At 73.4% G+C, this 22107-nt stretch carries 18 protein-coding genes; 7 read left to right on the top strand and 11 right to left on the bottom strand.

All coding sequences use genetic code 11. From position 1 onward, the window contains the following. Positions 1-34: 34 nt before the first annotated feature. The 4 genes from ACFRCR_RS01165 to ACFRCR_RS01150 form a co-directional block, all read right to left on the bottom strand. The gene (locus tag ACFRCR_RS01165; protein WP_377674780.1) at positions 35-955 is read right to left on the bottom strand and encodes a glycine betaine ABC transporter substrate-binding protein; all 921 of its coding nucleotides are present in this window, start codon (positions 953-955) and stop codon (positions 35-37) included. Between the two features lie 136 nt (positions 956-1091). Then, the gene (locus ACFRCR_RS01160; protein WP_377674778.1) at positions 1092-1967 is read right to left on the bottom strand and encodes an ABC transporter permease; all 876 of its coding nucleotides are present in this window, start codon (positions 1965-1967) and stop codon (positions 1092-1094) included. Next, a complete protein-coding gene (locus tag ACFRCR_RS01155; protein WP_377674776.1) occupies positions 1964-3370 on the bottom strand; it encodes a glycine betaine/L-proline ABC transporter ATP-binding protein in 1407 nt (468 codons plus the stop codon). The genes ACFRCR_RS01160 and ACFRCR_RS01155 overlap by 4 nt, the downstream gene beginning before the upstream one ends. A gap of 584 nt (positions 3371-3954) precedes the next feature. Beyond that, positions 3955-4833 carry a hypothetical protein gene (locus ACFRCR_RS01150; RefSeq protein WP_377674774.1) on the bottom strand — a complete coding sequence of 293 codons (879 nt, stop codon included), beginning with the start codon at positions 4831-4833 and terminating at the stop codon, positions 3955-3957. Between the two features lie 347 nt (positions 4834-5180). Between ACFRCR_RS01150 and ahcY the strand changes: the two genes are divergently transcribed. From ahcY to ACFRCR_RS01125, 5 genes are all read left to right on the top strand, one after another. Further along, a complete protein-coding gene (gene ahcY / locus ACFRCR_RS01145; RefSeq protein ID WP_377674772.1) occupies positions 5181-6704 on the top strand; it encodes an adenosylhomocysteinase in 1524 nt (507 codons plus the stop codon). Between the two features lie 253 nt (positions 6705-6957). After that, entirely contained in the window at positions 6958-8391 is a 1434-nt protein-coding gene (locus ACFRCR_RS01140; RefSeq protein WP_377674771.1) for a hypothetical protein, read from the top strand. Between the two features lie 127 nt (positions 8392-8518). After that, a complete protein-coding gene (locus tag ACFRCR_RS01135) occupies positions 8519-9985 on the top strand; it encodes a sensor histidine kinase (protein ID WP_377674769.1) in 1467 nt (488 codons plus the stop codon). An 80-nt stretch (positions 9986-10065) separates the two neighbouring features. Continuing rightward, positions 10066-10725: a response regulator transcription factor gene (locus tag ACFRCR_RS01130; protein WP_377674767.1), complete on the top strand. Its 660-nt coding sequence runs from the start codon at positions 10066-10068 to the stop codon at positions 10723-10725. 304 nt (positions 10726-11029) lie between these two features. Further along, positions 11030-12271, top strand: a complete 1242-nt coding sequence (locus ACFRCR_RS01125; protein ID WP_377674765.1) for an acyltransferase family protein — start codon at positions 11030-11032, stop codon at positions 12269-12271. On the opposite strand, the gene ACFRCR_RS01120 is transcribed toward ACFRCR_RS01125, so the two are convergent. After that, the gene (locus ACFRCR_RS01120; RefSeq protein WP_377674763.1) at positions 12183-13004 is read right to left on the bottom strand and encodes an RDD family protein; all 822 of its coding nucleotides are present in this window, start codon (positions 13002-13004) and stop codon (positions 12183-12185) included. The two genes, ACFRCR_RS01125 and ACFRCR_RS01120, sit on opposite strands and share 89 nt — an antisense overlap. Before the next feature lie 117 nt (positions 13005-13121). Here ACFRCR_RS01120 and ACFRCR_RS01115 point away from each other — a divergent pair, with 117 nt between their 5' ends. Further along, positions 13122-14111, top strand: coding sequence for a stage II sporulation protein M (locus ACFRCR_RS01115; RefSeq protein WP_377674761.1), 990 nt, complete (start codon positions 13122-13124; stop codon positions 14109-14111). Positions 14112-14163: 52 nt separating this feature from the next. On the opposite strand, the gene ACFRCR_RS01110 is transcribed toward ACFRCR_RS01115, so the two are convergent. Beyond that, positions 14164-15342 (bottom strand): winged helix DNA-binding domain-containing protein, encoded by a 1179-nt coding sequence (locus tag ACFRCR_RS01110; protein ID WP_377674759.1) that lies wholly within the window; start codon positions 15340-15342, stop codon positions 14164-14166. 290 nt (positions 15343-15632) lie between these two features. Between ACFRCR_RS01110 and ACFRCR_RS01105 the strand changes: the two genes are divergently transcribed. After that, a complete protein-coding gene (locus ACFRCR_RS01105) occupies positions 15633-15959 on the top strand; it encodes a hypothetical protein (protein WP_377674757.1) in 327 nt (108 codons plus the stop codon). Between the two features lie 335 nt (positions 15960-16294). Here ACFRCR_RS01105 and ACFRCR_RS01100 read toward each other — a convergent pair whose 3' ends face one another. The 5 genes from ACFRCR_RS01100 to ACFRCR_RS01080 all read right to left on the bottom strand — a co-directional run bounded on the left by ACFRCR_RS01100 (position 16295) and on the right by ACFRCR_RS01080 (position 22105). After that, entirely contained in the window at positions 16295-17587 is a 1293-nt protein-coding gene (locus ACFRCR_RS01100; protein WP_377674755.1) for a DUF58 domain-containing protein, read from the bottom strand. 24 nt (positions 17588-17611) lie between these two features. Then, positions 17612-18553 (bottom strand): AAA family ATPase, encoded by a 942-nt coding sequence (locus tag ACFRCR_RS01095; protein ID WP_377674784.1) that lies wholly within the window; start codon positions 18551-18553, stop codon positions 17612-17614. A 236-nt stretch (positions 18554-18789) separates the two neighbouring features. Further along, positions 18790-20049, bottom strand: a complete 1260-nt coding sequence (locus tag ACFRCR_RS01090) for a DUF4350 domain-containing protein (RefSeq protein WP_377674753.1) — start codon at positions 20047-20049, stop codon at positions 18790-18792. Further along, positions 20046-20801, bottom strand: coding sequence for a DUF4129 domain-containing protein (locus tag ACFRCR_RS01085; protein WP_377674751.1), 756 nt, complete (start codon positions 20799-20801; stop codon positions 20046-20048). The genes ACFRCR_RS01090 and ACFRCR_RS01085 overlap by 4 nt, the downstream gene beginning before the upstream one ends. Next, positions 20798-22105: a hypothetical protein gene (locus ACFRCR_RS01080; protein ID WP_377674749.1), complete on the bottom strand. Its 1308-nt coding sequence runs from the start codon at positions 22103-22105 to the stop codon at positions 20798-20800. Before ACFRCR_RS01080 ends, ACFRCR_RS01085 begins: the two co-directional genes overlap by 4 nt. Between the last annotated feature and the right edge of the window lie 2 nt (positions 22106-22107).

Below are 22107 nucleotides of genomic sequence, written 5' to 3'. Positions count from 1 at the left end.
CCCGTAGGGTGCCGGCCCGTCGCGTCGCGGGGGGTCAGGCCTCCGCAGCGGCCTTGAGGTCGTCGACGAACGTCGGGTTGGCCTCGAGCCACTCGCGCACCGACGCGTCGTTGTCCGCGCCCTCGTTCTCGTTGAACATGATGTTCTCGAGCGAGAAGAGCTGCTCGTCGCTCAGCGTGAGCGCGGAGATCCACGACGCGACGTCGGGGTGGTCCTCGGTGAAGCCGGTGCGGGCGACCGAGTGGATCTTCTCGGCCTCGCCCATGGCACCCTTCGGGTCCTCGAGGTCCTTGACGGGGAAGGCGTCGTAGGCCCAGTGCGGACGCCACAGCGTGACGGCGACGTTCTCGCCCGCGTCCGTCGCGCCCTTGAGCTCGGCGAGCATGGCCGGGGTCGAGGAGATGACGAAGTCCATGCCCTCCAGGCCGTAGGCCGGGATGGCCTCGTCCTGCGTGATGCGGGTCAGGCCCGCACCCGACTCGATGCCCACGATGCGGTTGTCGAACAGGTCGGCGTTCGCGGCGAGCTCGTCGATGCTGTCGATCGGCGCGTCCTCGTTGACCGCGATGGTCAGCTTGGCGTCGTCGTACCAGTAGCCGAGGTCCTCGAGGTCGTCGCCGTACTGCTTCTTGTAGTCGGCGTGCGTGAGAGGCAGCCACATGTCGAAGTTGACGTCGAAGTCGCCTCCGGCCATGCCCGTGTAGACGACGCCGGGGTCGGCCGTCTCGGTGCGGACCGTGTAGCCCTCGTCCTCGAGGATGGCCTTGAAGAGGTGCGACACCGCGATGCCCTCGTCCCAGCCCGAGTGGATCGCGATCGTGATGTCCTTGTCGGCCTCGCCTCCGGAGCCGGCGTCTGTGCCCGAGGCGCAGGCCGAGAGGCCGAGCCCGAGGGCGAGCGACGACGCGACGATCGCGGTGCGACGACGAGCCTGGTGGTGACGTGCGGGAGACATGGTGTCCTTCCTTCGGTGGGCAGGCCGCAGGTGCGGCGGTGCCCGCCTGGGTTGGTGGTGGTACGGGAAAGCGCTTGGGCGTGCAGGCCGCCCGGTGGTGTCGGGGCCGGGCGATGCCGACCCCGACCGGGGTGCCTCAGACCGCGGTGGCCGCCAGGGCCTTGGCGACGGGCGAGCGGGTGCTGAGCGCCGAGGTCACGCGATCGAGGAAGATCGCGAGGATCACGACCGACAGACCCGCCTCGAAGCCGAGCGAGATGTTGACCCGCTGGAGGGCCGCGACGACGTCGCGTCCCAGGCCGGCCGCGCCGACCATGCCGGAGATCACGACCATCGAGAGCGAGAGCATGATGACCTGGTTGACGCCCGCCATGATGGTCGGCATCGCGAGGGGGAGCTGGATCTGGCGCAGGATGCGACCCGGCGTCGAGCCGAACGCGTGCCCGGCCTCGACGACCTCCCGGTCGACCTGGCGGATGCCCAGCTCGGTGAAGCGGACACCCGGGGCGAGCGCGAACACGACGGTCGCGACGATGCCCGGGACGGCGCCCGTGAGGAAGATGATGACCGTGGGGATGAGGTACACGAACGCGGGCATGGTCTGCATGAAGTCGAGCACGGGGCGCAGGACTCGCGAGACGGTGTCGTTGCGCGCGGCCCAGATGCCCAGCGGGATGCCGATCAGCAGTGCGATCGCGCTCGCGACGAGCACGAGCGCCAGGGTGTCCATGGCGTTGTCCCACTGGTCGACGCTCGCGATCACGACGAACCCGACGAGGGCCGTGACGCCCAGCTTCCAGCCCTTGGCGAAGAACGCCAGGGCCGCGAGCACGAGTGCGACGACGAGGAAGGGCGGGCCCTGGAGCACTGCGGCCAGGGCGTCGTAGCAGGTCAGCAGGACGTCCTTGACGACCGCGAAGAACGGCTTGAAGGTCGCGGTCAACCATTCGACGAAGACGGCGACCCAGTCACCGAGGGGCAGGCGGGGGACGAACGTGTCGGTGGTGCTCACGCGTCTGCTCCTTCCGTCGAGGGGGTGTCGTGCGGGGCGGGCACGTCCTGGGTCGTGTCCTCGTCGGGCCCGACGACGTCGGGCTCCTCGAGCGTGGGCGGCACCATGGCCTCGAGCAGGGTCACGCGCGGAATGACCCCGACCAGGCGGTTCTTGTCGTCCGTCACGGCGACTGGCAGGGGTGACTCGGCCGCCGGGGCGAAGAGCTCCGCGAGGGGGGTGTCGACGCTCACGGGAGCGACGCCGTCGTGCACGATCGACTCGATGCTCGTGGCGTGGTCGCCGCTCGACTTGAGCAGCGCGACCGCGTCCGCGTCGCGGACGACGCCGCGCAGGACGCGCTGACGGTCGACGACGTAGGCCGCCGACACCTGCGCCTCGCGCATGGTGCGGCTCGCGACGCGCGGGCCGCCGCCGAGCGGGACGACCGCGGTCGGGCGGACCATGACCGACGCGGCGGTCAGGACGCGGGTGCGGTCGACGTCGGCGACGAACTGCGCGACGTAGTCGTTCGCGGGGTCGGAGAGGATCTCCTCGGCCGTGCCGATCTGGACCGTGCGGCCGTCACGCATGACGGCGATGCGGTCGCCCAGGTGCATGGCCTCGTTGAGGTCGTGCGTGATGAAGATGATGGTCTTGCCGAGCGTCTGCTGCAGGTCGAGGAGCTGCTCCTGCATCTCACGCCGGATGAGCGGGTCGAGCGCGGAGAACGCCTCGTCCATGAGCAGCACGTCGGTGTCCGCGGCGAGCGCACGGGCGAGCCCCACGCGCTGGCGCATGCCGCCCGAGAGCTGCGAGGGCAGCGAGTCCTGCCAGCCGCCCAGGCCCACGAGGTCGAGCGCCTGCTGCGCCTTCTCGCGGCGCTCGGCCCTGCCCATGCCCTGGATCTCGAGCGGGTACGCCGCGTTGTCCAGGACCGTGCGGTGGGGGAGCAGGGCGAAGTGCTGGAACACCATGCTCACGCGGCTGCGTCGCAGGGCCCGCAGCTGCTTGGCGTTCACGGTCGCGAGGTCGTCGTCGCCCAGGAGGACGTGGCCGGCCGTGGGCTTCCACAGGCCGTTGAGCATGCGGATGAGCGTCGACTTGCCCGAGCCCGACAGGCCCATCACGACGAAGATCTCGCCCTGCTTGACGTCGAAGCTCGCGTCGATGACGGCGGCCGTTCCCAGGGACTTGACGTCGGCGCGGCCCGCACCGTCCTTGAGGCGCCGGACGGCCTCCTGCGGGCGGCGGCCGAAGACCTTGTAGACGCCCTGGACGCTCACGGCCACGGGCCGGTCGTCCGGTAGGGGGTCGGTGCCGTGGGCGCCGGGGAAGGGCTCGGTCTCCACGGGGAGGAGGACGGGGGCGGTGCTCGTAGGTGGCTCGGTGCTCGTACTCGTGCTGGTGCTGCTTGCGGTCATGCTGGCGGGTCTCGCCACCTTCCAGGTGTCGTGGCGGGTCCGGAACGCTCCGCGGAGGGCGCCAGGGTGACCTGGCTGCGACCTCCCGGTGCGCTCAGCGCCGCGAGGCGCGTCACGGTCCACCGGATCGAGGCCCGCCGCCGGGGGCCACCCGGGTGGGTGGCCGCCGCGAGGCGCAGCGGGCGCTGACCTGTCGTGGGGCCGGCGCGAGCCGGTCCTGGACAGGTCGATCTGTCTCCAGCACCCTGCCCGATCCCAGGGCGAATTGCTACCGAGTGGCCAGTGTGTATGGCGGTTTCGAGGGAGATGCTTGACCGTACAATCGTTGAAAGCGCGCGGCTTTGACCATTCACGGGATCGTTATCGCTTCGTGACCTTGATATGGTCAAGCAGATTTGTTATCGCGCGCGGGCGCGAACTGTTGATCTGGTGCGGACGCCGAGGGTGACGCTCCTGCCCGCCGAGGGTGACGCTCTGGTGCGCCGACGGTGACGCTCCGGTGCGCCGACGGTGACGTGCTGGTGCGCCGACGGTGACGGTGAGGGACGCCGTCGGGCCGACGGCCGCCGCGCGAGAGCCCACCCTCACCACCGAGGGCGCCGCGCCTGCTCGAACAGCGCGGCCACCGCCGCGAACAGGGCCTCGCGCCGGGCGAACAGCGCGTTGTCCACGACCAGCAGCCCCCACCCGTTCGCACGCACCCGATCACCGCGCGCACGGTCCCTTGCCGCCTGGTCGGGACTGAGGTGATAGGCGCCGTCGTACTCGACGCCGACGCGGAGCTCGGGGTTCGCCAGGTCGAGCCGCGCCACGAACGCCCCGGCCGCGTCGTGGAGCTCGTGCTGCGCGACGAGACGCGGGAAGCCCTCCAGGGCGAGGAGCACCCGCAGCATCGACTCGCGCACCGACTCGGCGCCGGCGTCGACGAGGTCGAACGCGCGGGGAACCATGGTGATCCAGCGGGCTCCCGGGTTGCGTTCGACGACGGGCCAGACGTCGGCGACGCCCAGAGCGGTCGCCCGGACGAGCGCGTCCAGCCGCGGGACCGACCGCAGGAGCACGGGGTCGCGGGCGAGGTCGTACGCCGTACGAGCAGGTGTCGTGACGAGCCCCCAGGGAGACTCCTGCACGTCGTCGGGGTGGAACGAACGGCCCCGAGAGGTGCGGCCGTCGGCGGACCGGACCCGTCTGTCGTGGCGGGCGCCGACCTCGACCGGGTGTGCAGCGCTCGCCTGGTCCACGCCGTGGATCCACGCGGCCGTCGTCCCGCACAGGACGGCGTCCGTCGGCAGCGCGAGCCGGGTCGCGCGGACCCGGTCGCCGTAGGTGAGGGAGTGCCGCGCGGGTGCGACCACGTCTCGTGCGACGCGTCGCAGGAGCGGGCCGCCCAGACGTGCTGGGACGAGGTCTTGGGCGTCGGTCGTGCGCAGGAGGAGGTGTCCGTGGTCATCGATGCTTCGCATGGCTGGATGGTGCCGAACGTGTCGCCGTGGCGTGCGGGACGCGGAGTCGGCCGTGGGCGGTGCTCCGTGGGCGTGGCCTGTGCACGGGGAGGCGCCTACGGGGCGGGGGCACCGCTCGGCGTCCTCTCGCACCCGGCGTCCGGCTCGGGATCGCGCCCGGGGCGTGTCGCCGTCGACGCGGGTGCCGGTCACCGCCGCCGGCGGGGTGCGTCGCCCTCGGCGGCCGCGTCCGTCACCGTCAGCGGCGGTGTGCGTCACCCTGGCGCCCACGGTGGTCACCCTCGGCGCGCGGCGAGCCGCCCCCGGTAGTCTGGAGCGACACCGTCAGAACCGTCGTTCGGAGCACCATGTCTTCTGCCACGCCCGCCGCCCAGGCCTCGTTCGACGAGGTCCCCGGCCGCTACAAGGTCCGAGACCTGTCCCTCGCCGAAGCGGGACGCCACCAGATTCGCCTCGCCGAGCACGAGATGCCCGGCCTCATGGCGCTGCGGGCCGAGTTCGGCGCGTCGCAGCCGCTCGCGGGCGCGCGCATCGCGGGCTCGCTCCACATGACGGTCCAGACGGCCGTCCTCATCGAGACCCTCGTCGCGCTCGGCGCTCAGGTGCGCTGGGCCAGCTGCAACATCTTCTCGACGCAGGACGAGGCCGCTGCGGCGATCGTCGTCGGCCCGCACGGCACGCCCGAGGACCCCCAGGGCGTCCCGGTCTTCGCGTGGAAGGGCGAGAGCCTCGAGGAGTACTGGGACTGCACCGAGCAGATCCTGCTGTGGCCGGGGGAGCAGGGCGCCAACCTCATCCTCGACGACGGCGGCGACGCGACCATGCTCGTCCACCTGGGGCTGCAGTACGAACGCCTGGGCACCGTCCCCCCGGACACCCTGCCGGGCGAGCCCGACCACACGCACGAGATGAACGTCGTGCGCTCGGTCCTGCGCCGGGCGCTCGCGGCCGACCCCCTGCGCTGGACCGGCATCGCGGACCAGCTGCTCGGCGTGACGGAGGAGACGACCACGGGCGTGCACCGCCTGTACCAGCTCGCCGAGTCGGGCGAGCTGCTGTTCCCGGCGATCAACGTCAACGACTCGGTCACCAAGTCGAAGTTCGACAACAAGTACGGCATCCGCCACTCGCTGCCGGACGGCATCAACCGCGCGACGGACGTCCTCATGGGCGGCAAGGTCGCGTTCGTCGCGGGCTACGGCGACGTGGGCAAGGGTGCGGCCGAGGCCTTCCGCGGCCAGGGCGCACGCGTCATCGTGTCCGAGGTCGACCCGATCTGCGCGCTCCAGGCCGCGATGGACGGCTACCAGGTCGCGCGCATCGAGGACGTCCTGGGCGAGGCCGACTTCTTCATCACGACCACGGGCAACAAGGACGTGGTCACGGCCGAGCACATGACGGGGATGAAGAACAAGGCGATCGTCGGGAACATCGGTCACTTCGACAACGAGATCGACATGGCCGGCCTGGCCCAGGTCCCGGGGGTCACGCGCACCGAGATCAAGCCGCAGGTGCACGAGTGGACGTTCCCGGCGGCCGACGGCGAGGAGCCCCGCTCGATCATCGTCCTGTCGGAGGGGCGCCTGCTGAACCTGGGCAACGCGACGGGCCACCCGTCGTTCGTGATGAGCAACTCGTTCTCGAACCAGGTCATCGGCCAGATCGAGCTCTTCGAGGATGCTCAGCGTGCGGAGGACGAGCGTACGTACGAGCGCCAGGTCTACCGTCTGCCCAAGGTCCTCGACGAGAAGGTCGCGCGCCTGCACCTCGACGCGCTGGGCGTGCGCCTGACCGAGCTCTCGAAGAGCCAGGCGGACTACCTCGGCATCCCGGTCGAGGGGCCGTACAAGCCGGAGCACTACCGCTACTGAGCGGTCGCGCACGCCCCTGAGCAGGGGCCCGACGGCGCAGGGCCGGGTTCCAGGAGGAGCCCGGCCTTTCGCGTGCGGTCACCCTGGGCGGGGCGATGCGTCACTCTCGGCGTGGCCACGTCACCCTCGGGGGTCGGGGACGTCTCCCTCGGCGGGTGGGCACGTCACCGTCGGCGGGCGAGCACGCCACCGTGGGCGCTTCCGGCACTCCTGCGCAAGGATGGTCCCAGCAGCGCGCCGACAGGAGAAGACGATGGCGACGACCCCGAGCGAGCCCACGATCAGCGACTCCGAACGAGCAGAGCTCGAGGCGCTGCGTGCGGAGGTCCATCGCCTGCGTGCCGAGCGCGCCGCCCCGCCCTCCGGGGCGGTCGTCGCCGCGGCGCCCCGCCGCGGCGGGTGGCTCCGCTGGACCGCCGTCACGGTGCTCCTGGTGCTCGCGGGCGTCCTCATGCTGGGCTCGGTCGTCGCGCGGTACGTGCGCGGCGAGATCCTCGACACGGACCACTACGTCGCGACCGTGACACCGCTGGGCTCGGACCCCGCGATCCAGGCCGAGATCAGCACCAAGGTCTCGGACGCGATCCTCGAGCGGATCGACCTCGAGACCGTGACGACGCAGGCGCTCGCGACGCTCACGCAGAACGTCGACCAGGTCCCACCTCAGGTTCAGGGCCTGGCGCCGCTCCTCGCGAGCCAGGGCGAGTCGTTCGTCCGCTCGACGGTGGACCGCATGGTCACGTCGCCGAGGTTCGAGGAGCTGTGGATCGTCGCGAACCGCCAGGCTCACAAGAACCTCGTCTCGGTCCTCACGGGCGAGGGCGGCACGGCGGTCACGGCCGACGCGAACGGTCAGGTCACGCTCTCGCTCGGGCCCATGATCGACGAGGTCACTCAGCGGCTGTCGGCGCGGGGCTTCACGTTCGTCGAGAACCTGCCGTCGATCAACCCGCAGTTCGTGCTGTTCACCTCGGACGACGTCGTGACGGCGCAGCGTGTGGTGGCTGCCCTGAGCAAGGCGGCGAACGTCCTGCCGTGGCTCTCGCTCCTGGTCGCGGTCGGTGCGGTGTGGGCGGCCCCGCGCGGTCGGCGTCGCCGGGCCGTGATCCTCGCGGGGGTCACGTACGTCGTCGCGATGGCGATCCTCGCGATCGGGATCACGGTCGGCCGGTCGCTGTACCTGAGCGCCGTGCCGTCGGAGACCCTGTCGCCCGCGGCGGCGACGGCCTTGATCGACGCGGTGCTGGTCCCGCTGCGCACGTCGCTGCGTGCGGTGTTCGCGTTCGGGGTGGTCGTCGTGCTCGCCGCCTACCTCACGGGTCCCAGCCGGTCGGCGGTCGCGGTCCGCCGAGGCTTCAACTGGCTCGTGCGCGCCGCCAGCCGCGGCCATGCCGGGGACAGCGGACGGGCTCCGCACCCCTTCGAGGTCTGGGTCGCCCGGCTGCGCTGGCCGTTGATCGCGCTCGTCCTGGCCGGGGCGCTCGCTGTCCTGGTGTTCTCGCGCTACCCGAGCGGGAGCACGATCCTGGTCATCGCGCTGGTCGCGGCCGTCCTGGTGGTCGCGATCCAGGTGGTGTCCGCGCCGGCCCGCGGTGCAGCCGAGGCGAGCGGACCGCGGGAGCCGGGCGGCGCCGTCGGGCAGGAGGGCTCCGCCGAGCAGGGGGCCGGGACGCCCCTCGCGCGCTGAGCACGCCGCAGAGGGGGGACATCCCCCCTGCACGACGGCGGAGCGCACCCTGGGCGCGCGGGCCACGGTCGGCAAGACTGGTGGTACCGCTCGAACCAGACCCAGGAGTCCTGCCACCATGTCTGCTGTGACATCCCCCCAGCCGCCGCTCGGCGACGCCGCGCCCGACGGCGAGCCCACGCCCGGGTACGCGCCGCCGACCGAGCAGGTCCCGTCCTTCGAGACCGGGCCGGTCGCACCCGCGGGCGACCTGCGGCACGCCCCCGACGGGCTCGACCCGCGCTACGTGGACCTGCGCGAGCCGGTCGGTTTCCTGGCCGCGCCGTTCGCGCGCCAGACCTGGCGCGAGTTCGGCTACCTGTGGCTGTCGCTGTTCGTCGCACCCTTCGCGTTCACGTACGTGATGTTCACCGTGAGCTTCACGGCGGGGATCCTCGTGACGGTCGTGGGGCTCGTGGTCTCGGGCGGCCTGGTCCTCGGGGCGCGCGGCTGGGGCGGCATGTACCGCTCGATGGCGCGCTCGATGCTGTCGGTCGACGTGCTGCCGCCCACGCCGCACACGCCGCGCCGCGGGTTCTGGCGCATGCTCTGGTCGAACCTGTCGGACGGTCCCGGGTGGCGGGCCATGACGTTCATGTTCGTGAGCTTCTTCCTGGCGCTCGTCGCCTTCGTCGTGACCGTGACGTTCTTCTTCGTCTCGCTGGGGGCTGCGACGCACTGGTTCTGGTCGCAGTTCCTGCCCGCGCAGATGGCCGCCGACGGTACGTGGCACCGCGGTGCGCAGATGGGGACCGACTGGTACGTCGACACCCCGCTGCGCCAGTCGGCGCTCGCGGCCGTGGGCATCGCGCTGTGGTGGCTGTGGCCGCAGCTCGTGCGCGGGTTCGCGCAGCTCTTCCGCCTCCTGTCGGTCAACCTGCTCGGCCCCACCCGGGCGAGCCTGCGCGTGGCCGACCTCGAGAAGTCCCGCGGCAAGACCGTCGAGGACGCGGACGCCAAGCTGCGCCGCATCGAGCGCGACCTGCACGACGGCACCCAGGCCCGGCTCGTCGCGGTGGCGATGCAGCTCGGCGAGGCCAAGGAGCAGCTCGCGGCGGGCGGCGACGCGTCCGAGGCGCTCGAGCTCGTCGACAACGCGCACGCGTCGACCAAGGAGGCGCTCGTCGAGCTCCGTGAGCTCGCCCGGGGCATCCACCCGCCCGCGCTCGACAACGGCCTCGCGGTCGCCCTCGAGACGCTCGCGGCAAGGTCCCCGCTGCCCGTGACGGTCGACGTGGACCCGGGCATCGCGCCGTCGCCGGCCGTCGAGACCATCGCGTACTTCTGCGTCGCCGAGCTCGTGACGAACGCCGCCAAGCACGCGCGCGCCTCGGGCGTGTACGTGCTCGTCGAGGAGCAGGGCTCGCGGCTGCGCCTGCGCGTGCGCGACGACGGGCAGGGCGGTGCGCGCATCTCGACGCCCGACGCGCGCGGTCACCGGTCGGGGCTCGCGGGCCTCGAGGAGCGGGTTCGTTCGGTCGACGGCACGTTGGACCTCGTCAGCCCGGTCGGTGGGCCTACCGTGGTCACGGTCGTCCTGCCGAGCAGGGTGTAGCCGGCCCCACCCGCGGAGCGGCCCGGACGTCTCGAACCGAGGCGCCCGGGCCGTCCCATCGACACAGAAGAGGTACCACCGTGCGGCTCGTGATCGCCGAGGACTCCGTCATCCTGCGCGACGGGCTCGTCGCCCTGCTCACCCGTCGTGGCCACGACGTCGTCGCGGCCGTGGGCGACGGCGACGCGCTCGTCGCGGAGGTCGCGCGCCTGGCCACGCTCGGCGAGCTGCCGGACGTCGTCATCATCGACATCCGCATGCCTCCGACGTTCACCGACGAGGGGCTGCGCGCGGCGCTCACCCTGCGCGCCGCGTCGCCGGGGCTGGGGGTGCTGCTGTTCTCGCAGTACGTCGAGACGCGGTTCGTGAGCGAGCTGCTCACGGGCGGCGCCGAGGGGGTCGGGTACCTCCTCAAGGACCGTGTCGCGGACGTGAGCGAGTTCCTCGACGCCCTGACGCGCATCGCCGCGGGGCAGACGGTGCTCGACCCCGAGGTCGTGAGCCAGCTCATGGGCGCCTCACGCTCGGACGACGGCCTGGCGCGCCTCACGCCCCGCGAGCGCGAGGTGCTCGAGCTCATGGCGCAGGGGCGCTCGAACACCGCGATCGCGGAGAACCTGTTCCTGTCCTACGGGGCCGTGGAGAAGAACGTCACGGCGATCTTCGGCAAGCTCGGGCTGCCGCAGGACGCGGGGGACCACCGCCGGGTGCTCGCGGTGCTCAGGTACCTGCGGGACTGAGCACGGCGGTGCCTGCGGGGGACATCCCCCGCGGAGGTGACCGGACCGCCGCCGGGGCCTCGGGGGAGGCTCCCATTCCGGGACGTACCAGGATTTTCGAGACTGGTGGGGAACCTTTTCCCTCCGTCCCGAGGAGCATCCTGTGGCCGTCGTCGACGTCCCTCGTCTTCCCTTCCGGCCCGCTCGGACCCCCCGTCCGTCCCGGCCCGCCGGCTCGTCCTCGCCCGCCACGGCTCTCGCGGCCCGACGCCCGGAGCCGGGGCCCCGGCGCCCCGCCGTCGCCGGTGCCCCCGCCCGTCGAGACGTGTTCGTCGACGCGGTGCGCGCGCTCGCGACCCTCGCGGTCCTGAGCGTCCACTGGCTCATGCCCGAGGTCACGTGGGACGGCGAGCGCCTCGGGATCGGCAACGCCCTGGCCCACGGCGGGGCGTGGACGATCACGTGGGTCCTGCAGGTCCTGCCGCTGCTGTTCTTCGCGGCCGGGGCGTCGGCGGCGTACCAGCTCTGGCGCCCGGGCACGGCGAGCAGGCCCGACGGCGCCGCTCGCCTCCCGGTGGCAGGTCGCCAGGGCGCCGCGCAGGGCCTCGTCGCGGCCGGCTGGGACGTCGTGCGGCGCAGGATGCCGCGCATCTGGAAGCCGGTGGCGGCCTTCGTCGGGGCGTGGGCCGTGGCCGCCGTCGTGCTGGTCGCCGTGGGCGTGCCGCAGACGGCCGTGCTGCAGGTCGCCCGGATCGCGCCGCAGCTCCTGTGGTTCCTCGGGGTGTACCTGCTGCTGCTCGCGGTCACCCCGGCCCTGCTGCGGGCCTACCGGGCGTGGGGCCGGCGCATGGTCGTGGTCGTCGTCGCCGCGCCGTTCGTCGTGGACGTGCTGCGCTTCGCGGCGGGAGTCGAGCACGTGGCGGTCGCGAACGTCCTGCTCGGCTGGGCCGTGCCCTACGTCCTGGGGATCGTCTACGTCGACCTCGTCCGGCGTGGCTCGCTGCCCTCCCGGCGCACGCTCGCCCTCGTGGCCACCGGTGCGCTCGCCGCGATGGTTGGCCTCGTCGTCGTCGGCCCCTACCCGCCGAGCCTCATCGGGATGCCGGGCGACGCGATCTCCAACCTCGGGCCGCCCACGGCCCTCGCCGTGACCCATGCGGTGCTCCAGGTGAGCGTGGCGCTCGCGGTGCGCGACGTCGTCGTGCGCTGGGCGCAGGGGCGCGGAGCGGCCCTCGTGGGGTGGGTCGCGGGGCGGTCCATGACGCTGTACCTGTGGCACCTGACCGCGATGTTCGTGGTGCTCGGGGTGGTCCTGCTGGGGCTCGGCACCCCTCTGCCCGCGTCGTGGAGCGCCGACTGGTGGGCGAGCCGACCCCTGTGGTTCGGTGCGGCCGCGCTCGTGCTCGGTGCGCTCGTGCGGGCGTTCGGTCGCTTCGAGGCGGGGGCTCCGCGCCGCACGGTGGCGCGGGGCGTGCCCGTCAGCTCCGGGGGTCGGGCACCGAGTACGGCAGACGGTGCAGCATCTCGCCCTGCTCCTGCGCGAGCACGCGTCCCCGCTGGGCGCTGACCCAGTCCCGGCTGCGTCGCTCGGCGAGGACCGCGCACAGGAAGTCCTCGGGCGGCGTCCCGGGCGGCGGACCGGGGGCCACGTACTGCTCGATCCGGCCCGCGAGGTCCTGACCGATCCGGACACGCGAGGCCGGGTTGAGCCCGGCGGCGCGCCCGAGGAACTGGCGGACCGCGAGGGCCAGGCCGTCCGGGAGCCTGCGCATGTCGGCGTGCGCGGCCCACCCCGCCAGGTGGGGCGGCATCGCGATCGCCGCGTACGTCGGCTTCCCGCCGCGCACCCGGATCGCGTACGTCCCGGCGAGCATGTCCCCGACCCGCTTGCCCTTGTCGTTCGACAGCGACGCGACGATCGCGACCGAGCCGAACGTCATCCACAGCTCGCCCACCCCCACGAGCGCACGGATGAAGGCGTGCCGGAAGCGGACGGGGCCGCCGTCGTCGCGCACGACCCGGATGCCCGTCGCGAGCTTGCCGAGCGACCGGCCCCGCGAGAGGGTCTCGACAGTCGTCGGGATGCCGACCATGACCAGGACCAGGAGGACGATCCACACCGCGGGCGCGAAGTCGATGCTGACGGCGTTGAGCGCCGCGCCCGCCACCGCGACGAGCACCAGCACGAGGAAGGTCCCGAGCGCGACCAGGTCGATCACGGCCCCCAGGGCGCGTGTCACGAAGGACGCCGGCCGGGCGTCGAGGACCACGCCCTCGCCGGTCAGGATGCCGTCTCGCACGCGTGCTCCTCCAGGGTCGTCGACACAGGTCGAGGGGTCGTCGCCGCTCCCGGACGGTGGCCGGTGACGACGAGGGGGTCCGGCCCACTGTAGGGCAAGGTGTGGCAGGGTAGCCGCGTGGACCTCGATGCCTTCAGCGCCGTGCACAGCGACGAGTGGTCGCGGCTCGCCGAGCTGACCAGGAAGCGCTCGCTCGACGGTGCCGAGGCGGACGAGCTCGTCCGCCTCTACCAGTCGGTCGCGACGCACCTGTCGACGATCCGCTCGTCAGCCCCCGACCCCGTGCTCATCACGCGGCTCTCCGACCTCCTCGGGCGCGCGCGGGGACGTCTCGCGGGGGCGCACGAGCCTGCCTGGCGCGACGTGACACGCTTCGCCACCGTCTCGGTGCCGGCCGCGCTGTACCGGATCCGGTGGTGGACCGTGACGGTCATGGTGCTGTTCCTCCTCGTCGCCGTCGTCGCGGGCTGGTGGGTCGCGACGACTCCCGACGCGCTCGCGTCGATGGGCACGCCCAGCGAGCGCGAGGCCTACGTCAACGAGGCCTTCGCGAGCTACTACGACCCGGGCGCGGACTTCGCGACGGTGGTCTGGACGAACAACGCCTGGATCGCCGCGCAGTGCATCGCCCTGGGGATCTCGGGCGTCTTCCCGGCGTACGTCCTGTTCGCCAACGCCGTGGGCGTCGGGTCCACGGGCGGCATGATGGCGTACTACGGCGAGCTCGACACGTTCCTCACGCTCATCGCCCCGCACGGCCTGCTCGAGCTCACCGCGATCTTCGTCGCAGGGGCCGCGGGGCTGCGCCTGTTCTGGACCATGGTCGACCCGGGGCCGCGGACTCGTCTCCGGGCCCTGGCGGAGGAAGGGCGCGCGCTCTTCACGGTCGCGGTCGGGCTCGTGGTCGTCCTGGGTGTCTCGGGCCTCATCGAGGGGTTCGTCACCGGGTCGGGGATGGCGTGGTGGCTCAAGATCGTCATCGGCGCGATCGCGCTCGCGGCCTTCTGGGCCTACACGATCGTGCTCGGCCGGCGGGCCGTGCGCGCGGGGGAGACGGGCGACCTCTCGGCCGACCACGCGGGGGACGTCGCGCCGGTCGCGGGCTGAGCGGTCCCGGCCCGGTGCGGGCCGCACCACCGGACCGCGTCGTCCGCCCCCGCTACGAGGCCGTGACGGTGACGACGTGCTCCGACGCCTCGGGTGCGACGAACCGCAGCAGGTCGGTGCCGCGCGCGTCGAGGGCGGCTCGCTGGGCGCGCGTGAACGTGCGGCCGAGCGGGGAGACGTCGAGGTGCGCGACGGCGTCGGGCGTCGTGGTCGCCCGCGCCCCGCGGCGCACCTTCCACGTCGCCGCCACGTAGCCGTCCACGAGGACCGTCCCGGGCACCTGCCCGTTGACGGTCGTGATCGCCTTGCGCCGCACGTCGTCGACGACGCGCGTGCGGTCCGCATGGCCCAGCACCAGGTTGTCGAACTCCGCCACGAGCACCAGGGGAGCGGGGGCGTCCGCGCCGGGGCGCGGGGCGTCGGGCAGGTCGAGGTACTCCTTGCCGTCGGGGCCGGTGAAGGTCACGAGCTCGGGCCGCAGCTGCCCGACGGCGTCGCGCAGGCCCGTCAGCCCGGACCACCGCTGGGCGTCCATGACCGTGGCGGGGCCGAACGCCGCGAGGTAGCGGCGGACGAGGCGCACGAGCGCCGCGGAACGCTCGTCGGGGTCGAGGAGCGCGCGGCTCGGCCGTCCGAACCAGGCGTCGGCCGTGGTCCAGGTCGTCGTCGTGCCGGGGCCGTTGGCGCCCCACAGCCCGCGGGGCGTGACCTGGACGAGGGGGAGGAAGCAGCGGGCCGTGTAGGCCAGGTGCTGGGGACGGACGTCGGGCCAGCGCTCGCCGAGCAGACGCCCCAGGTCGCCCGAGGTCAGGGGGGACTCGGTCAGGAGGTCGCGCGCTGCGGCGGCGACGTCGTCGAGGTTCGTCCCCGTCAGCGCCTTGGCGTGCGTGCTGCCCGTCCGCACCCCCGCCTCGAGCAGGGGGCGCAGTACCCCGGGCAGCTCGAGGGCGTCGTCGGCCGTGACGAGGTGGACCGTGCCGCGCATGGCCGCGATGCGGGTGACCGAGCGGTCGAGGAAGCGCTGCGAGAGGTCGTCGGTCCGGAAACCGTCGAGGCGCGACCACAGCCCCGGGTAGGGGCTCGTCGGTGCCTGCGACTGGAGGCCCACGAGGTGGTCGACCTCCGCGACGGGCGTCGAGGAGGCGGGGGAGAGCAGGTGCTGGCGGGCCAGCAGCGCCCGGTTGAGGGCGTCGAGGGTGAGGCTGGGCCCGTGGCGGCCGACGGCGGTCATGGAGTCATCCTGCCGCGAGGAGGGCGACCGTGCCGGGGCTCGACGCCGACGGTGCGGTCGGTCGACGCCGACCGTGGGGTGGGCTCTGGGCAGCGGCCGGGGCACGGGCGACAGGGTTGACCCAGTCTTGACGTTCTGATTCGGTAGGTCGGATGAGAAGCAAAGTTCTGCTTGACCCGTCGCGCGCGCCCCTCGGGCGCCGTGGAGCGTTCTGCGGTGCGGCGGTGGCCGTGGTCCTGGCCGGTGCCCTCGCTGGGTGCAGCCCGACCCCGGGCTGCGCACCGTCACAGGTGTTCGCGACCGCACCGGGGCCGCACGACGCCGTCGGCGCAGGCTCCACGGACGTGACCGTCGACGAGCTCGGTCAGACCCGGCTCCTGCACGCGCAGGACGACCTCTCCGTCTACCTGGCCGAGTGGCCCTCGCAGGACGCGGACGTGTGCGTGTGGGTCGAGCGCGACGGTGACTTCGTCGGCAGCGGGTGCGCCGGCGGGTGGGTGCAGGCGAGCTTCCTGGACGCAGGGGTGAGCGTGCTCTACGACTCCCACGGGGACGTCGCCGAGCGCGCTCCGCGCGGCTGGGCGAGCGTCGGCGAATGCCTCGCGATCGGGCCCTAGCGAGCGAACCGCGAGGTCCCTGGTCGGTTCCCTTCCGGCACCCGTCAGAGTGCCGGAAGGGAACCTGTCAGAAGATGAGGAATCCCAGCGCCGGGATGACGAAGGTCGCGGACAGCGCGAAGATCACGATGATCGCGACCCGTCGGTTGCGGGCTTCACGGTCGCGCGGGGTGGCCGGTCGGGTCACGGTGCTGCTCCTCGGGAGTCGGGGTCTCTGCCACCAGCCTAGGCCGTGGGGTGGAGGCATCTCGCCGGGACCGTGTGACGGTGGGGTGAGAACGGACGAGCCGTCAGGCCGAGAGGACCCGGAGGGCGCGCTCGTCCTGACGGCGTCGTCAGAGGCGTCCCGCGGCCTTGAGCGCGAGGTAGGTGTCGGCGAGCCGCGGGGCGAGCTCCTCGGGCAGCCCTTCGACGACCTCGACCCCCTTGCGGGACAGCACGGTACGCACCGCGGTGCGTTCGAGCTCGACACGCGCGGCGGCCGCGGCGTCGTAGACCTCGGCGCTCGAGTCGCGTGCGTCGCGCAGGGCCGCCACCTCGGGGTCCGCCACCGAGGCGACGACCACCTGGTGCTTGGCCGTGAGCTGACCGACGACGGGCAGCAGGCCCGTCTCGACCGCGGCCGGGTCGAGGGTCGTGAGCAGCACGACGAGCGCGCGCTGCGAGAGCCGCTGGTGCACCGAGCCGACGAGCCCCGGCCAGTCGGTCTCGAGCAGCACGGGCTGGACGGGGGCGAGCGCGTCCGCCAGGGCGGGCATGAGCCGAGGACCGGCCGCGCCCGCGACACGTGCCCGCACGCCGCGGTCGTACGCGAACAGCTCGACCCGGTCGCCCGCGCGCCCTGCGAGGGCCGAGAGCAGCAGCGCCGCCTCGATGCTCGCGTCGAGGCGTGGCTCGTCGCCGATGCGCGCGGCGGACGTCCGGGAGGTGTCGAGGACGATCAGGACGCGGCGGTCGCGTTCGGGACGCCATGTCCGCACGACCATGTCCGCGCGGCGGGCCGAGGCCCGCCAGTCGATCGAGCGGACGTCGTCACCGATCACGTACTCCCGCAACGAGTCGAACTCGGTCCCCTCGCCGCGCACCTGGACGGCCGAGCGGCCGTCCATCTCGCGAAGCCGCGCGAGCCGGCTCGGCAGGTGACGGCGAGAGGCGAACTCGGGCAGCACGCGCAGCCGCCCCGGTACATCGAGCGAGACCTGGCGGGCCGCGAGGCCGAGCGGTCCCGAGGAGCGGATCGTGACGGCCCCCGCCGCACGGTCACCGCGCCGGGTCGGGACGAGCACGGTCGCCAGGCGCGCCGACTCCCCGGGGGGCAGGTCGACGGGGTGCCGGTTGTCGCGCGCGCCGGCGGAAGGGGCCCAGGCGTCGCGCACCACGGCCCGCAACCGCCGCCCGGTCATGTTCGTCACGACGAGCTGCGACGTCGCCCGCCCCGTGAGGCGCACCGAGCCCGGCACGCGCCGTTCGACGGCGACCTGGCGCGGGGAGGCCGCGAGGGTCACGTCGAGGGCGCACAGGGCCACCACGACGAGCGCCCAGAGCAGCACCGTGCCGTACGAGGGCACCACGAGGACCGCCACCACGCCGAGGGCCGCCAGCGCGACGGCGCGCCACGTCAGAGCCATGTCATCCCTTCAGGCACGCGGCGCTCAGCGCGGGACCGGCACGGAGGCCAGCACCGTGTCGAGCACGCTCTCGGCGGTCACACCCTCGAGCTCGGCCTCGGGCCGGAGCTGGACGCGGTGGCGAAGCGTCGGGTGGGCCAAGGCCTTGACGTCGTCGGGCGTGACGTACCCGCGACCGGACAGCCAGGCCCACGCACGAGACGTCGCGAGCAGGGCCGTGGCGCCTCGCGGCGAGACGCCGAGCGACAGCGACGGCGAGTGGCGCGTGGCGCGGCACAGGTCGACGGCGTAGCCGAGGACCTCGCGCGACACCTGCACCCGGGCCACCTCGGCGCGTGCACGGTCCAGGACGTCGCGGCCCGCGACGGGTCGCACGCCCGCCGCGGCCAGGTCGCGCGGGTTAAAACCGGCGGCGTGCCGTGCGAGGACCTCGATCTCCTGGTCACGCTCGGGCAGCGGCAGGACGAGCTTGAGCAGGAAGCGGTCGAGCTGGGCCTCGGGGAGGGGGTAGGTCCCCTCGTACTCGACGGGGTTCTGCGTCGCGATGACGAGGAACGGGTCCGGCAGCGGGCGGGGCGTGCCGTCGACCGAGACCTGGCGCTCCTCCATGGCCTCGAGCAGCGAGGCCTGGGTCTTGGGGGGCGTGCGGTTGATCTCGTCGGCGAGCAGCAGGTTCGTGAAGACGGGGCCCTCGCGGAAGCTGAACTCGGCCGTGCGCGCGTCGTACACGAGCGAGCCCGTGACGTCGCCCGGCATGAGGTCGGGCGTGAACTGGACGCGCTTGGTGTCCAGGTCGAGCGACGCCGCGAGCGTGCGCACGAGCAGCGTCTTGGCCACCCCGGGCACGCCCTCGAGGAGCACGTGGCCCTTGCAGAGCATCGCGATGAGCAGGCTCGTGACCGCGGCGTCCTGGCCGACCACGGCCTTGCCGACCTCGGTCCGCACCGCGGCCAGGGCCGCGCGCAGCTCGTGCGAGGGGCCCGACGGCGCAGCCTGGGCGGGTGCGTCGTCGACGGCGTGCGGGGCGGGGGCAGCGGGCGCCGGAGGGACGGGGGCGCCGTACGCGGGCGGCTGCGCCGGGGGCTCGGCCTGGCCCTGGGGGTGGGTGGGCGCAGGCTGTGCGGGCTGCGGTGGCTGGGCCTGCGGTGGCGCGTAGCGGTCCGCGGGCTGCTGATAGGGGTTCGACCCCTCGGGGTGGTGCGTCACGGGTGGAAGACCTCGCTCTCCAACTGGTCAAGGTGACGTGCGAGCTCGAGCAGCGCTGCGTCGTCGGCGGGTGGTGGGCCGTACAGGAGGTGCGCGACCTGCTCGGCCGGGCGGTGCGTGGCGCGGACGACCGCGTCGATCAGCGCGGGGGCGGCTGCGGACCGGGGCAGGCCCAGGCGTGAGGCCATGCGATCGGCGCTGTGAGCCCGCAGACCTGCTGCGGCGTGGCCGCGTGAGCGGGACCGGCGGTACAGGCGCCCGCGGCCACGTGTCGTCTCCGACGCGCGGACGACGACCGGGAGGTCCTCGGTCACGAGCGGACCGAGGCGGCGCCCGCGCCAGAGCGCCGCGAACAGGGCGACCACGAGGAGCTGGACGAGGACGATCGGCACCCACGGTGGCAGCGTGGCCGCCCCCGCGACGGAGGTGTCCGTGGACGAGGTGTCCAGGAGGTCGGGGACGAACCAGGTCAGGGTCTCGTGCCGGCCGAGCGAGCGCAGCGCGAGGGCCGCGTTGCCGTCCTGGTCGATCCGGGAGTTGGTGATCAGCCCCGCGTCGTCGAGCGCGACGACGCGGCGATCGCCCTCGTGGACCAGGTAGGCGCCGGTGTCGGGCGGGCTGTCGTCGCCGGGGAAGCAGACGACCGACCCGGGGCCGGTCGAGGTGAAGCCGAAGCCCGTGCTGCGGATCTCCTCGGCGGCGGTCGCGTCGGGGTCGGTGCACTGCGGGCTCCGTAGGGCGTCGGGCGACGTCCAGTCGTCGCCCAGGGTCGCGGCCCCGTCGGTCGCGCCCTCGAGCAGGTCGTACCCCGGCTCGAGGAGCACCAGGTCGGCCTCGGTCGCCAGGATCGCGTCGACCTGCTCGGGCAGGAGGTTGAGGTCGGAGGTCACGAGGAGCGTCGTCCCGGCGTCGGCACGGGAGACCGCGTCCGCGGTCGTGGTCACGTGCTCGACGTCGACGCCCTGGTCGCCCAGCACCTGGGCAAGGGCCCGGGCGCCGTTCGGCCCGGCGTTGTCCGGGGCGAACGGGGTGCTCGAGACGGCGGGTCGCGACAGTGCGGCGAGCCCCGCGACGATCGCGATCAGGAGCAGCACGGCGAGCGGCCAGCGCGCGGCCCGCCACCGGCGTGCGGCTCGGGAGCCGGTCGTGGTGCCGTCGCCCATCACGCGCACAGGGACGTAGGCCGTGGTGACGGCCGCAGCCGACGTGTCGGGCGCCGAGACCGGGGGAGGCGGTGAATCGAGACCAGTCGTCACCAGGAGCCTCCGGAGGGGGTGGGCGCCGGCGCGGGGGAGTCGGGCTCCAGGCCGCCGAGCAGGTGGGCGGGCGGCGTCGGCGCCGTGGCGAGGGTCGCGGCGTCGAGCTCCCGCAGCGCCTGGTCGGCGGCAGGGCCGACCGACACCTTGCCGTACCGGACGTCGTCGAACAGGCGTGCGCCGGCCGTGAGCCGGTCGGCGAGCGCCGGGAGGCGCAGGGCGGCGTCGTCCGCGGCCTCGTGGGCCGTGCGACCGGGGCGCGGGTCCAGGATCACGCGCTCCTCGAGCGAGCGCACGACGGCGCGGTAGCGCTCCACGACGGCGGTCGGCCAGTCGCCCGCCGAGGCGGCGGCGTCGGCCGCGGCCCGGAGGTCCTTGGCCGAGCGCTCGTCGTCGTCGAACACCGCGACCGACGAACGGGCCTTGCGGGACAGGCGGACCGGGCCCGTGACCACGTAGGCGACCACCGCCACGACGAGGACGAGCCCGACGATCACGAGCGAGGCCACGACGGGGTTCACGTCGAGGACACGGACGTCGGTGAACAGGCCGGTCAGCCAGTCGACGAAGCGCGACAGGAGCGATGGCTGGTCCACGTACACGGGGTCGAGGAGCTCCTCCTTCAGCCACTGCCGCGCGGTGTCGGCGTCGGGGACGACCGGGACGTCCCACCGGGCACCCTGCGCAAGGCCGAGGTGCGCCGGGGCTGCCGCCTGCCAGGCGGCGAGCGACGCAGGGAGCGCGCCGGTCACGCCGGTCCGTGGCCCGTGTGCTCTTCGGCCGCGGCCGTGAGCTCGACGTCCAGCCCCTCGCGGCGCATGCGGACGTCGATGTAGAGCAGCGAGACGACGCCCGCGAGGAACACCGCGCTGATGACCCCCGTGACGATCGACCCCACGGCCACGATCGCGTACATCGCGAACATGCTCATGAGCGAGACCATGCCGCCGATGATCCCGAACGGCTGCGAGACGAGCCAGGTGATGGTGCCGACCGCGACGGAGGCCAGGAGGTAGATCCCGAGCAGCCGCCAGAACGAGCCGCGAGAGACGGTCCAGCCGCGCTTCACGCCGCTCGCGAAGCCCTGGCCCTCGAGGACCATGGCCGGCGGGACGAGGAGCGTGCGGACGAGGAACCAGCAGCCGAACACGGCAAGACCCAGCAGCCCGAGGAGCGCGACGGCGATGCCGAGGCCGACGTCCGCCGTGAACGCGAGGACCGTGAGGAGCAGGTAGACGAACCAGACGGCCCCGAGGGCGACCGACCAGAGGATCGAGAAGCCCAGCAGGGGGCAGATCTTCGACTTCGCCTGGGCCCAGACCTCGCTCGCGCTCGCCTTGCGACCGATCACGGACTGGCCCACCGAGGTGATGAGCAGGCCGTTGACGACGGGCATCGCGAGGGCGAGCACGACCGACGACACCATCGAGGCGCCGAGGAGGGGGAACATCTCCGTGAGGCCCGTGGCGTCGGCGCCCATCTCGACGCTCAGCTCGGCCTCGATCTGGGCGAGCTGGGGCGAGAAGATCCCGCTGATCAGCACGCCCAGCCCGAGGCCGAGGACCGTCGCGATCGCGATCACGGTCGCGCTCATCCCGAGCATCACCTTGGGGTTGGCGCGGATCGCACCGAACGCGCCGTCGAAGATCTCGCCGAGGCTCAGCGGGCGCAGCGGGATGATGCCGGGCTTGTTCGCGGGCGGGGCGTAGGGCTTGCCCGCGAAGGACGGCGGACCGTAGCCGGGCTGCGGGGGTCCGCCGTACTGCGGTGCGCCGTACTGGCCGGGCTGGCCGTACTGCGGCGCACCGTACTGGCCGGGCTCGCCCGAGGGCTGGCCGTACTGGCCCTGCTGCCCGTACTGCGGCTGCCCCCACGCGTTCGACGTGGGCTGGGCCGGCGCAGGCTGGCCGGGCTGTGCCGGGGGGCCGTACCGACCGGGCTGCGCGGGCGGCCCGCCGACGGGCGGTGTCGGGGCCGCCGGTGGCTGCGGGGCGCGCTGGCCGTACCGCGGGGTGTCGTCCGGTGCTGGCGTGCCGGCGTCGTCGGGCGTCGTCATCT

This window comes from Oerskovia sp. NPDC056781, from assembly GCF_042789955.1.
In the GTDB taxonomy this organism is placed as follows: Bacteria; Actinomycetota; Actinomycetes; order Actinomycetales; family Cellulomonadaceae; genus Oerskovia; species Oerskovia rustica.
This window is presented reverse-complemented; position numbering and strand designations above follow the sequence as displayed.

Bases quoted from the DNA above. Each gene is read 5' to 3' on its own strand.
- ACFRCR_RS01165 (WP_377674780.1), bottom strand. From the start codon at position 955: ATGTCTCCCGCACGTCACCACCAGGCTCGTCGTCGCACCGCGATCGTC.
- ACFRCR_RS01155 (WP_377674776.1), bottom strand. From the start codon at position 3,370: ATGACCGCAAGCAGCACCAGCACGAGTACGAGCACCGAGCCACCTACG.
- ACFRCR_RS01150 (WP_377674774.1), bottom strand. From the start codon at position 4,833: ATGCGAAGCATCGATGACCACGGACACCTCCTCCTGCGCACGACCGAC.
- ahcY (WP_377674772.1), top strand. From the start codon at position 5,181: ATGTCTTCTGCCACGCCCGCCGCCCAGGCCTCGTTCGACGAGGTCCCC.
- ACFRCR_RS01140 (WP_377674771.1), top strand. From the start codon at position 6,958: ATGGCGACGACCCCGAGCGAGCCCACGATCAGCGACTCCGAACGAGCA.
- ACFRCR_RS01110 (WP_377674759.1), bottom strand. From the start codon at position 15,342: ATGACCGCCGTCGGCCGCCACGGGCCCAGCCTCACCCTCGACGCCCTC.
- ACFRCR_RS01100 (WP_377674755.1), bottom strand. From the start codon at position 17,587: ATGGCTCTGACGTGGCGCGCCGTCGCGCTGGCGGCCCTCGGCGTGGTG.
- ACFRCR_RS01080 (WP_377674749.1), bottom strand. From the start codon at position 22,105: ATGACGACGCCCGACGACGCCGGCACGCCAGCACCGGACGACACCCCG.